The following is a 14,649-nucleotide window of genomic DNA, read 5'->3' as shown; positions in this document are numbered from 1 at the left end:
TCCGATGGTCATGGGACCCCTTTGGCGAGACACCGCAGGCGTTGCGCGACCGCCGCCAGGGTCACGTCGTGGTCACCGGCATGGCCGGCCAGCGCCATGGATGGGAACCAGGGCCGCACCGCCGTCCCCAGGGCCGACCAGTCGCCGGCCCCCCCGATCCGCCAGACCGGGACCCCGAGGGCAGCGGCCAGTTCCCCCACGGCGGTCGGGGCGGAGATCACGAGGTCAAGGCCGGAGATGAGCGCCGCCACCCCCTCCAGATCCCGGCGCTGGTCCAGATCGGGCCAGTGGTGCAGCACCGTGCCGAAGCGGTGCAGGGCGTCCTCCCGCTCCGCCTCGTGCCCGTCATATTGCAGGCTGACGAAGGTCACGCCCGGCACGGCGAGGATCGGTCCCCACTGGTCGATCCGGCTGTATGCGCCGGCCCGGTCGGCCGTCATGCGGCTGCTTCGCCAGCAGATGCCGACCCGCAAGCCGGGACCGAGGTCCGCCAGCCGGCCGCGCCAGTCCGCCGCCAGCCGTGGATCGGCGATGAAGAGTGGAGCGGTTGAAGGGAAATGCCGCAGGGCAGGCCGCAGCCGCGCGGCGATGTTCCCCATTGGTGCATGGCAATCGGCATCGCGCGGATTCGTGGTGGGCGCCCGCACCTCCGCACCCGGCAGGGCGCGGGCGAACAGGCCGGTCAGGCGCGGGTCGCATTCGACGATCAGCCGGCCGGCTTGACGGAGCAGGTCGGGCAACGCCGTGCCGAACATGATCTCGTCGCCCAGCCCCTGTTCGCCCCATACCAGGATACGGCGGCCGGCCAATGGTTCGCCCTGCCATTCCGGGATATTGAGGCGGCGTGAAACGGCTTCGCCGGTGGCGAAGCGGTGAGCGTAATCGTCCCAGCCGCCGGTCAGGTCGCCCTCGGCCAAGCGCAGCAGGGCGCGGTTCATCCGGGCGTCGGCCCTGCCCGGCGTCAGCCGCAGGCTCCGTTCGGTCCAGTCGCGGGTGGGGTGACGCTCTCCCCGCATCAGCAGCCCGTGGCCATGGATGACCAATACGTCCGGCAGATCGGGAGCGAGTGCCGTCGCGCGGCGGTGAGCGTACAGGGCGTCGCTCCAGCGTCCGAGCCCCGCCAGCGCCATGCCCAGGTTCGACCAGCCCTTGGCCGAAGTGGGCGTGATGCGCAATGCACGGCGGCACTGGCGAGCGGCCTCGGCGAAACGCCCCTGCCCCTTCAACGCCGCGGCGGCCGTGATCAGCACCCCGGCTAGGCTCGGTGCCAGGGCTGCCGCGCGGATGCAGGCGGTCTCGGCCTCGGCGAAGTGCCGGGTGGCGAGCAGGGCGGCGGCGAGGTTGCCCCAGCTTTCCGCCTGCAATGGGCGAAGCCGGACGGCGCGGCGGTGCAGCGTCGCGGCCTCTGCCGCGGACGCACCGGCCTGGAGTGCCACACCGAGGTTACCCAGCGCTTCTGGAAAGGCCGGGTTCAGCGCCACTGCGCGCCGGTGCCAGAGAATTGCGGCCTCGACGCGGCCAAGCCGGAGCAGCGTGAGACCACCGTTGGTCCAGGCGGCCGGGTGGGTCGGAGCGGTTGCCACGGCCTTGCGGTGAAGGGTTTCCGCGTCGAGCAAGCGGCCTTGCCGGTGCAGAGCGACCGCCTGCGCCGCCAACGCCTCTCCCGCTGCGGGTACCCTCTCCGCCCCGGGGAGAGGGCTGGGTGAGGGGGGCGCATGGCGTGACGTGGCCGATAATCGGGAGAGCGAACGCAATGCGCCGGCCATATCGGCCATCGTCGCCGACAGCGGCTCGCCCGGCCGGGGCTGGAAGAGGCGCATCGACGGATACCAGGGGCGGACCCCGGCCCCCAACTGCGTCCAATCGCGGGTGCCGAAGCGCCAGACCGGGGTGCCGAGCGCGCCTGCCAGCTCACCAACCGACATCGCCGGCGAAATGACGAGGTCCAGCCCGGCAATCAGGGCGGCGACGCCATCGAAATCGTCCTTGCGGTCGAGATCGTCCCAGCGGTGCAGGCGGATGCCGAAACGCTGCTCGGCCTGCCGGACCTCCTCCTCCACCTCGCCATATTGCAGCACCACCCATTGGATGCCGGGCAGCGCGAACAGCGGCGCCCAGACGTCGAGCGCCAGATAGGCGATGCTACGCTCCACGGTCATCATCTGGCTGCGCCAGCCGATGCCGATGCGCAATCCGGAGCCGAGAGCCGCCAGCCGGTCGCGCCAACGCTCGACCAACCCTGCGTCGGGCACCAGCCAGGAGGGGCGCGGCGGAAAATCGGCCAGCCGGCGGCGCAGGACGCGGGGCAAGGAGCCCATCGGCACGTGGCGGTCATAGTCGGGGATCGCCATCGCCTCCCGACCCTGCGCGTCCAGCGCCTCCGCCCGCACCCGCAGGGCCGGGAAGGAGCGGGCGAACAGGGGCACCAGCCGGCGATCGACCTCAAGTGTGGTCGAAACGGCGCGTCCGGCCAACTCGGGGCAGAGGGCGGAGAACAGGATGGTGTCGCCCACGCCCTGCTCGCCCCAGATCATCAGGCGGCGGCCGGTCAGGTCCTCTCCACGCCATGGCTGGGCGCGCGGCTGGCGCCCCTGCCCGACCTGCCCCGAGCCGAAACGCCAGGCATAACCGGGCCAGCCATGGTCGAGATCGCCGGCCTCCAGCCGCAGCAGGCCCTTGTTGAAGTGCGACAACGACATGTCGGGTCGCAGCGTCAGCGCCCGGTCATAGCAGCGCTCCGCCCCCGTGCCGTCGCTCAACCGTTGCCGGGCCAGCCCCAGGTTGCTCCAGGCCTCGCCATAGGCGGGGTCCAGCGCCAGGGCGCTGCGGTAGCAGTCGGCGGCGCCGGCATGGTCGTGCCGGCCTTGGCGCAGGTGGCCCAGATTGTTGCGGGCAGGCGCCTCCAGCGGCGCAAGCCGGATGGCGCGACGTTGCGACCGCTCGGCCTCGGCGAAACGCTCGGCGCTGCGCAGGGCGTTGCCCAGGTTGGTGTGGGTTTCCGGCAGGGTGGGATCGAGCGTCAATGCAACATGCCATGCCGTCCAGGCGTTGGACGTGCGGCCGGCGGCATGGCGGGCATTGCCGAGATTGTTCCAGGCGCCGGCGAAGTCGGGCCGCTGGCGGATCGCTTCCCGGTGCAGGGCCTCCGCCTCGGCATGGCGGCCCTGGGCGTTGCGGATGCTGCCGAGATTGTCCAGCGCGTCGGCATGGTCTGGCTGGATGGCGGTGGCCGCATCGAAGCAGGTGGCCGCATCATCCAGTTGACCAAGAGCCTTAAGACAGAGCCCTAGACCGTTGAGAGAAAACGCATCGCGTGGCGCAAGGCGCAAGGCGTCGGCGTAGCGCTCCGCCGCATCCTCCATCCGCCCGGCGGCATGGAGCGCGGCGGCGAGAGCGGACAGGGCCGTGGGGTCGGAGGTTCCACCGCCTAGCGTCGCCGCCATCTGCAAGGCGTCGGCGGCCTCCCTCTTGCGGCCGAGTTGCTGAAGGCTGACCGCCCGGTTCGTCCAGGGGCGCGGGTCGCCGGGAAGCAGTTCCGCCGCGCGGGCATGGGCAGCCAATGCTTCTTCCGCCCGACCGATCCCCTGTAGGGCGGCGCCGAGGTTCAGGTGGGCGTCGGCCAAATTGGGAGACAGCCGGGCGGCTTCGGCATAATGGACGGCGGCCTCCGCCAACCGATCGAGCGCGGCCAGCACCAGCCCCAGATTGAAATGGGCGCCGACATGGGTGGGGATGCATTGGAGTGCACGACGTTGCGCTGCTTCGGCTTCCTCCAGGCGGCCAAGCCGTTGCAGAACGATGCCCCTGTTGGCGTGGTAATCCGCCACCTCCGGCGCAAGTTCGACCGCTTTACTAATTAAGTGAATGGCTTGAACGTTGTCGTTGCGCTGGTGGTTCAGGACGCCCAGCAGATGCAGGGCATCGGCGTGACGCGGTTCGGCATCCAAGACACGTCGGTACAGGGGTTCGGCGGCGTCCAGAGCGCCGGCCTGATGATGGCGAAGCGCCTCGGCGAACCAATCTGAAATGCTCACAGATCACCTGCGGAAAGTCTGTTAAGCATCTGCGCTGCCTTGGGAATGGCGCCACCGATGCCGGCCGACCCATCGGGATGGATGCAGCGCATGGTGGGGAACCAGGGACGCACCGCTGTGCCGAGTTGCGTCCAGTCGCGCCGTCCCAATCGCCAGACCGGCACGCCCAGCGCTGCCGCCATTTCCCCGGCGGAGGACGCGACGGTGATCGCCAGATCGAGGTTCGCCATCAGGGCGGCGGTGCCCTCCAGATCGGCGATCTGGTCGAGGTCGGGCCAGCGGTGGATGCGCAGCCTCAATCGCTCTTCGACCGCAGCGATCTCTTCCTCGCGTCCGTCATATTGAAGGCTGACGGCATGAATGCCGGGCAGGCACAACAGGGAGTTCCACTCCTCCAGGTCGGTATAGGACTGGCGCCGTTCGGTGGTGATGCGCCGGCTGGTCCAGGCAATCCCGACCCTCAGGCCGGGGCCGAGCGCATCCAACCGGGACCGCCATGCCGCCACCCGCTCCGGATCCGGCTTCAGCCAGCCGGCGGGCGGCGGTGGGACCGGTGCGGTCTTCCACAGCAGGCGCGGCAGCGAGCCGAAGGGGAGATGGCAGTCGGCATCGGTCGGCCGCCGCGTCGGCGCGCGCACCGTGGTGCGGGGAAAGGAGCGCTGGAACAGCGCGACCAGCCGCGGTTCGCATTCGACGATGGCGGCAGGGAAACGCGACAGGGCTTCCGGTAGAAGGGCGCCGAACATGAACTCGTCGCCCAACCCCTGTTCGGCCCACAGCAGCAGGCGGCGCCCGGCAAGCTCGCCGCCCTCCCATTCCGGGATGTTGAAGGGGCGCTTCGGCCGCAACCGCCCGGAATCGAAGCGGACGGTGTAATCTTCCCATCCCTCGGCCAACCGGCCTTGGCGCAGGCGCAGGATGGCGCGGTTGAAGCGGGCGAGCGCCTGCGCCGGATCGGCAGCCAGCGCCTTGGTGAATTCCCGCTCCGCGCCGACTTCGTCGCCCAGATCCTGAAGGGCGAGCGCCAGATTCGTATGGGCGGCGGCATAGTCGGGGCGCAGGTCCAGCGCGTGGCGTTGCAACTCGGCGGAGTCCGTAGCCCGACCCTGCTGACGACGGATCGTGCCGAGGTTGGTCATCGCCTCCGCCATATTCGGGTCGAGCCGCAGAGCGCGGGCGAAGGCGTCGGCGGCGGGCGCGATGCGGTCGGCACCTTGCAGGGCGAGACCGTAAGCGTTCCAGCCCTCGGCATCCGCCGGTTCCAGCGTCAGGTAGCGGCGGTATGCGGGTTCTGCGTCTCCGCAGCGGCGTTGCCGCGATCCGGCCAATGCCAGGGCCGCCGCGGAATGGTCCGGCCGGCGGGCAAGCACGGCACGCAACTCCGCTTCCCCTTCATCGGCTCGCCCAAGGTCGAGCAGGGCGAGGCCCAGGGCGGCGCGCGCTTCCGTCAGGGAGGGATTGGAGGCAAGCGCGTGGCGCAGGAGCGGTTCCGCCTCCGCCGAGCGGCCAAGGCTGCGAAGCACCGCGCCCAGGTTGCCCTCCGCCTCCCCGTAGTCGGGGCGGGCGCGCAGGGCGGCACGGTAGGCATCGGCGGCCTCGGCGGCCTTGCCTTGGGCGTTCAGGGCATTGCCCAGAGTGTTGGCGGCCTCGGGGAACGGGCGGCGCAGGCGCAGGGCGTTGCGGGCCGCGCGTTCCGCCTCGGCGGAGCGGCCGAGCGCCTGGAGGGCGTAGGCGAGGTTGGCGTGGTAATCGGGAACGTCGCGCTTGGCCGCCACCGCCTGTCCGATCAGGTCGGCGGCCTCGGCAAAGCGGCCGGTCTGACAAGCGATCATGCCCAGCAGATGCAGGGCGTCCGGCTGGCGCGGCTGAACGGCGATTGCCTGGCGATAGAGCGCCTCGGCTTCAGGCAGGCGGCCGGCTTGGTGCAACGGGACGGCCTGCCCGACCAGCGCCGCGGCGGTGGCGGCAGCGGCGTTGCCGGTTTTGCGCTGGTTGGTCATGCCCCGTGCCGTTCCTGTTGGCTACGGGTAAGGGATAGCACGAATTGGGTGTGGTGGAAGGGGTGGAGACCCGTGCCCCCACCCCGGCCCTCCCCCGCTGGGCGGGGGAGGGAGCAAGTGGTTGCACGGGAGCGAGATTGCCTTACGCCACGCCCACCGGCGGGGTCGGGGCGGCGTTGACCGGGTCGGCCAGCTGGGCATCGACCACGGCGACGGCGGTCATGTTGACCAGACCGCGGGTGGTGACCGACGGGGTGACGATGTGGACCGGCCGCTGGACGCCCAGCAGGATCGGACCGACATTCTGCGCCTCGCCCAGGATCTTCATCATGTTGAAGGCGATGTTGGCGGCGTCCAGCGTCGGCATCACCAGCAGGTTCGCCTCGCCCTTCAGGCGGCTGTCGGGCAGCACTTCCTTGCGAATGGCAGGGGCGAGAGCGGCGTCGGCATGCATCTCGCCGTCGATCTCGACATCAGGCATCTGCTCGGACGCCAGCTCCACCGCCGCACGCATCTTGCGGGCGGACGGGGTGTCGGCGCTGCCGAAATTGGAGTGCGACAGCAGGGCCACCTTCGGTTCGATGCCGAAGCGCTTCACCTCGTCCGCCGCCAGCCGGGCGATCTCGGCCACCTGCTCGGCGGTCGGGTCGGGGTTGACGTAGGTGTCGGTGATGAAGTGGACGCCCTTCTGCGAGATCAGCGCATTCATCGTCGCGGCGACCTTCACGCCGTCGCGCAGGCCGATCAGGCCGCAGATGTGCGCCCAATGCTCGTTGAAGCGGCCGGTGGTGCCACAGACCAGCGCGTCGGCCTCGCCGCGGCGGACCATCAGGGCGCCGAAGACGGTGGGCTGGGTCCGAACCACGTTGGCGGCATGGCTGGGCGACACGCCGCGGCGTCCCATCAGCTTGCGGTAATGTTCGGTGAAGTTGTGATAGCGCGGATCGCGGATGATCTCGATCACCTCGACGTCCTGGCCGATCTTCAGGCGCAGGCCCATCTCGCCGATCACCCGCTCGATCACCTCGCGGCGGCCGATCAGCACCGGATGGGCGATGCCGTCATCGACCACCACCTGGGCGCAGCGGATCACGCGCGGGTCCTCGCCCTCGGCATAGACGACGCGCTTGGGCGCGGTCTTGGCCTTGGTGATGACCGGCTTCATGAACAGGCCGGAGCGGATGACGTACTGGTTCAACTGGTCCTGATAGGCGCGGAAATCGGCGATCGGCCGGGTGGCGACGCCGCTGTCCATGGCCGCCTTGGCGACCGCCGACGACACCTCGACGATCAGGCGCGGATCGAAGGGCTTCGGCAGGATGTAATCCGGGCCGAAGCGCAGCGATTCACCGACATAGGCCGCCGCCACCACGTCCGACGGTTCGGCGCGGGCGAGGTTGGCCATGGCGTGGGTCGCCGCGATCTTCATCTCCTCGTTCACCGTGGTGGCGCCGACGTCCAGCGCACCGCGGAAGATGAAGGGGAAGCACAGGACGTTGTTGACCTGATTGGGGAAGTCGGAGCGGCCGGTGGCGATGATGGCGTCCGGACGGGCCTCGCGGGCCAGATCCGGCATGATCTCCGGCTCCGGGTTGGCGAGCGCCAGGATCAGCGGCTTGTCGGCCATGCGGGCCAGCAGCTCCGGCTTCAGCACCTTGGCGCCGGAAAGGCCGAGGAAGATGTCGGCGCCGTCGATGACGTCGGACAGCGTGCGCGCCTCGGTGTCGTGCGCGTAGGCCTCCTTGTATTCGTTCATCTCCTCGTTGCGGCCCTTGTGGACCACGCCGATGCGGTCGACCAGCCAGACATTCTCGCGGCGGACACCCAGCGACAGCATCAGGTCGAGGCAGGCGATGCCGGCCGCGCCGCCGCCGGTGGAGACCACCTTGACCTTGGAGATGTCCTTGCCGACCAGCGCCAGACCGTTCAGCACGGCGGCACCCACAACGATGGCGGTGCCGTGCTGGTCGTCGTGGAACACCGGGATCTTCATGCGCTCGCGGCAGCGGCGCTCGATCTCGAAGCAGGCGGGGGCGGCGATGTCTTCCAGGTTGATGGCGCCGAAGGTCGGTTCCAGCCGGACGATGGTGTCGACCAGCGCATCGACGTCATGCTCGTTCAGCTCGATGTCGAAGCAGTCGATACCGGCGAATTTCTTGAAGAGGACGGCCTTGCCTTCCATCACCGGCTTGGCGGCGTAGGGACCGATGTTGCCCAAGCCCAGCACGGCGGTGCCGTTGGTGACGACCGCCACCAGATTGGCCCGCGCCGTCAGCTCCGCCGCCTTCGACGGATCCTCGGCGATGGCGGTGCAGGCATGGGCAACGCCCGGCGAATATGCCAGCGCCAGATCGCGCTGGTTGGCCATGGGCTTGGTCGCGACTACTGCCAGCTTACCGGGCCGCGGGTTGCGGTGATACTCAAGCGCCATCGCCTCAAAATCGCCGGACATCGGGTCTCTTCCTCCGGTTAACGTGATTTCAGTTAATTCTTTGCGTTCGCTTTACCTGATTGGCGGTTATAGCCCATTCGGGCTGCTGCGCCAACCGCCCCGCGAAACGGAAAGGGGACGATTCGAACCAAATCGAAGCGTCCCCCTTACCTTACAGGATCCTCATGGAGGCCGGATGGATCATCTTTGGAATTTCCGAATCCGGTCCTGCATGTGTGCCGCGCGTTCTTTGCGGATCGTCAGATCCGGGCGAGCGCCGGCTCCTTGAAGTGCTGCTGGTATTCGGCGACCGCCTTGCTCTCGTCGAACTCGCCTTCCATCTTGGCGACGACGACGGTGGCGACGCCGTTGCCGATCAGGTTGGTCAGCGCGCGGGCTTCCGACATGAAGCGGTCGACGCCCAGCAGCAGGGCCAGCCCTTCGATCGGCAGGACGCCGGTGGCCGACAGGGTGGCGGCCAGCGTCACGAAGCCGCCGCCGGTGACCGCCGCCGCACCCTTTGAGGTCAGCATCAGGATGATGAGGATGTAGAGCTGCTGCCAGATCGTCAGGTCGACGTTGAAGGCCTGGGCGATGAAGATCGCCGCCATCGACAGGTAGATCGAGGTGCCGTCGAGGTTGAAGGAATAGCCGGTGGGGATCACCAGACCGACGACATGCTTGGAGCAGCCGAACTTCTGCATCTTCTCCATCATGCGCGGCAGAACCGACTCCGAGGAGGAGGTGCCGAGCACGATCAGCAGTTCCTGGCGGATGTAGCGGATGAAGTTCCAGATGCTGAAGCCGTAGGCCTTGGCGATGCCACCCAGCACGACGAAGATGAAGATCGCCATGGTGAGGTAGACCGACGCCATCAGCTGGCCCAGCGCCGTCAGCGACGAGATGCCGTACTTGCCGATGGTGAAGGACATGGCGCCGAAGGCACCGACCGGGGCGACGCGCATCAGGATGCCGATCACGCCGAACAGGGCATGGCCGATCTTGTCGAAGATGTCCTCGACCAGCTTGCCCTTCTGGCCCATGGCGGACAGGGCGACGCCGAACACCACGGCGAAGAACAGGATCTGCAGCATGTCGCCCTGGACGAAGGCGCCGACCACATTGTCGGGCACGATGCCGACGACGAAGTCGATGAAGCCGTGCTCGTGGGCGGAGGTGGCGTATTTCTGAACCGCGTCGGCCTTCAGCTGGCCCGGCTGGATGTTCATGCCGGCGCCGGGGCGGACGAGGTTGACGATCAGCAGCCCGATGCCGAGTGCGAAGGTCGTCACCACCTCGAAATACAGCAGGGCCTTGCCGCCGACCTTGCCGACCTTCTTCAGGTTGCCGATCGAGGAGATGCCGGTCACCACCGTCAGGAAGACGATCGGGCCGATCACCATCTTGACCATCTTGATGAACAGGTCGCCCAGCGGCTTCATCTGCACCGCGATGGCCGGGTAGAAGTGCCCCAGCAGGATGCCGAGGCTGATGGCGGTCAGAACCTGGAAGGTCAGGTTGGTGTAGAAGGGCTTCTTCACCGCACCCTGGGTCGCGGCGGTGGGGCGCGCGGCGGTCGCGTCTGCGCTCATGCTACTCTCCTCGTGGCGTTCCTCAGAACGGCGTTCCTGGCGGGGTGCCCGTTCTTTCGTCCGGCATTTGCACCGGCTGGGCGGGCGGACCCCAACTGATTGCTCCTGAAAGCAAGCGGTGGGCCAATTGCTGAATCCAGCAACATCAAGCATTTGCCGAATGGCCGAGGGCGAGAATCCGCACGACAGGGGGGCCAGCGATGTGCGAAAATCCGCACACTTCACAGCGCTGCGGCATCAATGTTGCGGCGCAGCACGATCAGGGAAGACGTTGCTGAGCAATCCGACCGATCCGGCGACAGATTCGACCGCCCCTCCCCCCCTCGCCGCGACGCTCTCGCCGGCGACGCAGCTGGTCGCCCGGGCACTGGAACGGCCGCGCCGGCTGCTGATGGTGGCGCTGCTGCTCGGCGTCCCGGCGGCAGCGGCATTGGCGGCGGGCTGGGCCTCGTCCCTGGCGCTGGACGATCTGAAGGACAGCGCGCGGGCGCAGCTGGCGCTCTACAACGCCAACCTGCGGGCGGAGCTGGAGCGTCATGCCGCCGTTCCGTTGGCACTTGCGCAGGATGAGGAGGTGCGCGCCCTACTGGTCAACCCGACGCCGGCCGCTGTCGACCGGCTGAACCGCAAGCTGCAGGGCATCGCCCAGGCGTTGGATGCGCTGGCGCTTTATGTAATGGACGCCAAGGGAACGACGCTGGCGGCCAGCAACTGGAACAGCGCCGCCAGCTTCGTGGGCGAGAATTTCTCCTACCGTCCCTATTTCCGCATGGCGATGGACCAGGGGGAGGGGCACCATTTCGCGCTGGGCACCACCTCGCTGGTGCCGGGCTATTACACGGCGAACCGGGTGGTGGCGGAAAACCGCACAGTGGGGGCGGTGGTGCTGAAGCTGGGGTTCGACCGGCTGGAGCGGGGCTGGACGCCGGGGCAGGAAAAGCTGCTGGTGACCGACCGCGACGGGGTGGTGTTCATCACCAACATGCCGTCCTGGCGCTATCACGCCCTGCCCCGCCGCCTGCCGATCAGCCTGCCCATCGTGCCGGAGGGCACCAGCGAGGGGCTGGACGTGCTGCCCTGGGCCTTTGGCGGAGCGTCCGACCGCATCGCGCTGGAGGAGAAGGACGGGCAGCGCCGCTATCTGCTGACCTCCGTCGCCATGCCCGGCGGCGATTGGACCCTGCACAGCCTGACCAGCCTCGATCCGGTGACCGCCCGCGCCTGGGTCGCCGGGCTGCTGGCCGCCGCCGCGGTGGCGATGGCCGCGCTCACCGCCTATGCGGTGGCGCTGCGCCGGGTGGCTCTGGTCGAGCGGATCGCGCTGCAGGAGGAATCGCGGGCGGAGTTGGAGCGCCGGGTCGCCGCCGCCACCGCCGATCTGCGCGCCGCGGAGAACGAGCTGACCCAGGCGGCCAAGCTGGCGGCGCTGGGGCAGATGTCGGCCGGCATCGCGCACGAGATCAACCAGCCGCTCGCCGCCATGCGCAGCTTCGCCGACAATGCCGTGGTCCTTCTGGAGCGCGGGCGGATGGACGCCGTGCGCGGCAATCTGGCGGAGATCGCCGAACTGACCGACCGCATGGCCGCGATCACCCGCCAGTTGAAGGGCTTTGCCCGCCGCGCTTCCGGCACGCTGGGGCCGGTGTCGGTGCAGGGCGCGGTGAGCCAGGCGCTGGCCCTGCTGGAATCCAAGCTGCGGCGCGAGGACATCACGGTCGAGGTCGATCTGCCCGACCAGCCGGTCCGGGTGGTGGCGGAGGATGTGCGATTGCAGCAGGTGCTGGTCAATCTGATCGGCAACGCCGCCGACGCCATGCGCGGCTGTCCGGTGCGTCGCCTGCGCATCGGGCTGGTCGCGGCGGAGGGCGAGGCGCTGCTGAGCGTCGCCGATACCGGCGGCGGCATCGCAGAGGCCGACCTGCCCCGGCTGTTCGTCCCCTTCTTCACCACCAAGGAAGCCGGCGAGGGGCTGGGGCTGGGGCTGTCGATCAGCCACGGCATCGTCGAGGATTTCGGAGGCAGCCTGACCGCCGCCAACCGCAACGGCAAACCGGGCCACGGCGCCGTCTTCACCCTGCGGCTCACCACCACGGAGCAGGCCACATGAGTCAGTCCATTCCCGAGGCCGCCGGCGCCGTGCTGTTCGTGGATGACGAGCGCGCGGTGCGGCTGGCCGGGCAGCAGGCGCTGGAACTGGCAGGATTCGAGGTGACGGCCTGCGACGGGGCGGAGCGGGCCTTGCGCCATCTCGGCCGCGACTGGCCGGGCTGCCTCGTCACCGACGTGCGCATGCCGCAGATGGACGGGCTGGCCCTGCTGGCGCGGGTGCGGGAGATCGATCCCGACCTGCCGGTCATCCTCATCACCGGCCATGGCGATGTGCCGATGGCGGTGGAGGCGATGCGCAACGGCGCCTACGACTTCCTGGAAAAGCCTTTCCCGTCCGACCGGCTGACCGAGATCGCCCGGCGCGCGGTGGAGAAGCGGCGGCTGGTGCTGGAGAACCGCCGGCTGCGGGCGCAGATCGCCGGCGGAACCGATCCGGCGGGGACCATCGTCGGCCGCACGCCGGGCATCGAGCGGCTGCGCGCCACCATCGCCACGGTCGCGGACACCGACGCCGATGTTCTGGTGTTCGGCGAGACCGGCACCGGCAAGGAGATGGTCGCCCGCGCGCTGCACGCCGCCAGTCGCCGGCGCAAGAACCCTTTCGTCGCGCTGAATTGCGGCGCCATGCCGGAGACGATCTTCGAGAGCGAGCTGTTCGGTCACGAGGCCGGCGCCTTCACCGGGGCCGCCAAGCGCCGGGTCGGCCGGATCGAACATGCAGGCGGCGGCACCCTGTTCCTGGACGAGATCGAAAGCATGCCGCTGGCCCTGCAGGTCAAGCTGCTGCGGGTGATCCAGGAACGGGTGGTCGAACCGCTGGGATCGAACGAGCAGGTGCCGGTCGATCTGCGGGTGGTCGCCGCCACCAAGGCGGATCTGCGGCAGGCGGCGGACGAGGGGAAATTCCGTGCCGATCTCTATTACCGGCTGAATGTGGTGGTGCTGACCATTCCGCCGCTGCGCGAACGCCGCGACGACATCCCGCTGCTGTTCCAGCATTTCGTCGCCCAGGCCGCTTCCCGTTACAACCGCGAGCCGCGGACGCCCACCCGCGAGCAGATGCAGCGGCTGATGAGCCAGGACTGGCCCGGCAACGTCCGCGAACTGCGCAACGCCGCCGATCGCTTCGTGCTGGGGCTGGAGGATGTGGCCCCGGCGCCGGTGTCGGCACCGTCGACGCTGTCGCTGGCCGAGCAGGTGGATCTGTTCGAAAAGGGCCTGATCCAGTCCGAACTCGCCCGCCAACGGGGCAGCGTGAAGGCCGCCATCGAGGCGCTGAACATCCCGCGCAAGACCTTTTACGACAAGCTGAAACGCTATGGGCTGAGCCGGGAGGATTTTATCGAGTGACTATTTCAGACTGACCCCAGCCGCCACGGACGCGAGGATGGCGCCGACGATCACTGCAAGGACTGTCTACAGGTAACCTTTGCCCGGCTTTTCAGCCAGCTTCTCCAGCAACTCACCCTTTGTCGCGGACAGGTCGGCCTTGGTCGCGAGATGGTTCAGCCGCTCATCGAGACGCGCCAGCAGCGGCTTCATCTCGTCGAGAAGCCCCTCCATCCGGTCAACGCGTCGGGTCAGGTCGTCCATACCAGGAGGATGGCCCCCGCCGCCGTTTCCGTCAATGGGCGCGGGTCCGCTGTCCCGTGTGATCGACTGGCGATCATCCACGCCGGATGCTCTGTTCGGAAGGGCCATCGGCTTCTTTGTCCTGGACCGTCAGCGGACGCTGCTCGCGCAATCCGCCGCATGTTTGTAATGCGATGGTGTTTTTACGAATTTTCTGAGCAGGCTCCACAACTTTCCGGGCAATGCGGTGGATCGCCACCCTTCACTTCCCCCATTCGTGCAGTTGACATCCGGTTCCGCTTGCCGGCCGCACGCGCGGTTCCCATGTGGCTCCTGGTGTCCGGCCGCCCTTTCCATGATTCGGGAAACCGGCCTTCGGACAGCTCGGCCGGGCGGACCTTTCCTTCGTTTCGGCTGTTGTACTGGAGACCACACAGCACCGACGTCGAAGGGGACGGCCTTAGAATGTCACCGAGGATTAGCACCATGACCCCCCGTCTCCTTGCGGAGCTTCTGGAACCGATCCTGACCGCAGCGGAAGACGACGAAGAGGCCCTGTCCGAGGCCGTGAACCTGACCGCGGAGGCCATGGCGGCGCTTGGCGCCACCGTGCTCGATCCCGACGGGAAGCCGGCCCGCGGGGTGTCCGATGAACGGGCCGTCGTCGCCGCGCTGAACACCCACGCGCACAATCTGATGCGCGATGGTCGGCTGGACGACGTGGTCGAGGCCCTGCAGGTGGCCGAGCGGATCGGCCGTCTCGCCCATCTGCCGCACCACCCGCGGACCGTCTGACCACTCTTTCGGGAGAAGGGCGCGGTCGTTCGTGGAAGCGGCTTCGCGGGTGCGGGAATTTCTCCCCGCCGTGCTGTTTGAGCGACGTGCCACCCAGCGCTCAACAGGGGAGGAGC

9 protein-coding genes are annotated in these 14,649 nt (G+C 68.6%); 3 read left to right on the top strand and 6 right to left on the bottom strand.

The annotated features are described in order from the left end of the window. Window positions 1-8: 8 nt before the first annotated feature. From ACCD06_RS25285 to ACCD06_RS25270, 4 genes are all read right to left on the bottom strand, one after another. The gene (locus tag ACCD06_RS25285; protein ID WP_413344360.1) at window positions 9-4,034 is read right to left on the bottom strand and encodes a tetratricopeptide repeat protein; all 4,026 of its coding nucleotides are present in this window, start codon (window positions 4,032-4,034) and stop codon (window positions 9-11) included. Beyond that, window positions 4,031-6,034 (bottom strand): tetratricopeptide repeat protein, encoded by a 2,004-nt coding sequence (locus ACCD06_RS25280; protein ID WP_413344358.1) that lies wholly within the window; start codon window positions 6,032-6,034, stop codon window positions 4,031-4,033. The genes ACCD06_RS25285 and ACCD06_RS25280 overlap by 4 nt, the downstream gene beginning before the upstream one ends. Window positions 6,035-6,176: 142 nt before the next feature. After that, window positions 6,177-8,486, bottom strand: a complete 2,310-nt coding sequence (locus ACCD06_RS25275; protein ID WP_413344356.1) for an NADP-dependent malic enzyme — start codon at window positions 8,484-8,486, stop codon at window positions 6,177-6,179. Between the two features lie 239 nt (window positions 8,487-8,725). Then, window positions 8,726-10,057: a dicarboxylate/amino acid:cation symporter gene (locus ACCD06_RS25270; RefSeq protein ID WP_136703838.1), complete on the bottom strand. Its 1,332-nt coding sequence runs from the start codon at window positions 10,055-10,057 to the stop codon at window positions 8,726-8,728. 271 nt (window positions 10,058-10,328) lie between these two features. Here ACCD06_RS25270 and ACCD06_RS25265 point away from each other — a divergent pair, with 271 nt between their 5' ends. Both ACCD06_RS25265 and ACCD06_RS25260 read left to right on the top strand, forming a co-directional pair. Then, complete coding sequence (locus ACCD06_RS25265) at window positions 10,329-12,164, top strand: ATP-binding protein (protein WP_413344354.1); 1,836 nt, start codon at window positions 10,329-10,331, stop codon at window positions 12,162-12,164. After that, window positions 12,161-13,516, top strand: a complete 1,356-nt coding sequence (locus ACCD06_RS25260; protein WP_413344351.1) for a sigma-54-dependent transcriptional regulator — start codon at window positions 12,161-12,163, stop codon at window positions 13,514-13,516. The genes ACCD06_RS25265 and ACCD06_RS25260 overlap by 4 nt, the downstream gene beginning before the upstream one ends. Window positions 13,517-13,582: 66 nt before the next feature. Here the strand turns inward: ACCD06_RS25260 and ACCD06_RS25255 are convergent, their stop codons facing one another. After that, on the bottom strand, window positions 13,583-13,759 hold the full coding sequence (locus ACCD06_RS25255; RefSeq protein WP_413344349.1) for a hypothetical protein: 177 nt from the start codon (window positions 13,757-13,759) through the stop codon (window positions 13,583-13,585). 73 nt (window positions 13,760-13,832) lie between these two features. After that, a complete protein-coding gene (locus ACCD06_RS25250; RefSeq protein WP_413344347.1) occupies window positions 13,833-13,997 on the bottom strand; it encodes a hypothetical protein in 165 nt (54 codons plus the stop codon). Window positions 13,998-14,224: 227 nt separating this feature from the next. On the opposite strand from ACCD06_RS25250, the gene ACCD06_RS25245 reads away from it, so the two are divergent. Continuing rightward, complete coding sequence (locus ACCD06_RS25245; RefSeq protein ID WP_085083633.1) at window positions 14,225-14,533, top strand: hypothetical protein; 309 nt, start codon at window positions 14,225-14,227, stop codon at window positions 14,531-14,533. The last annotated feature ends 116 nt before the right edge of the window (window positions 14,534-14,649 follow it).

The sequence above is a fragment of the Azospirillum sp. CT11-132 genome (assembly GCF_047302835.1).
GTDB lineage: Bacteria > Pseudomonadota > Alphaproteobacteria > Azospirillales > Azospirillaceae > Azospirillum.
The sequence above is the reverse complement of the archived record's forward strand: the minus strand, read 5'-3'. Positions and strand labels throughout refer to the sequence as shown.

What these genes read in the sequence shown, in the direction of transcription:
- ACCD06_RS25280 (WP_413344358.1), bottom strand. Translation starts at nt 6,034, where the DNA reads ATGACCAACCAGCGCAAAACCGGCAACGCCGCTGCCGCCACCGCCGCG.
- ACCD06_RS25275 (WP_413344356.1), bottom strand. Translation starts at nt 8,486, where the DNA reads ATGTCCGGCGATTTTGAGGCGATGGCGCTTGAGTATCACCGCAACCCG.
- ACCD06_RS25270 (WP_136703838.1), bottom strand. Translation starts at nt 10,057, where the DNA reads ATGAGCGCAGACGCGACCGCCGCGCGCCCCACCGCCGCGACCCAGGGT.
- ACCD06_RS25260 (WP_413344351.1), top strand. Translation starts at nt 12,161, where the DNA reads ATGAGTCAGTCCATTCCCGAGGCCGCCGGCGCCGTGCTGTTCGTGGAT.
- ACCD06_RS25255 (WP_413344349.1), bottom strand. Translation starts at nt 13,759, where the DNA reads ATGGACGACCTGACCCGACGCGTTGACCGGATGGAGGGGCTTCTCGAC.
- ACCD06_RS25245 (WP_085083633.1), top strand. Translation starts at nt 14,225, where the DNA reads ATGACCCCCCGTCTCCTTGCGGAGCTTCTGGAACCGATCCTGACCGCA.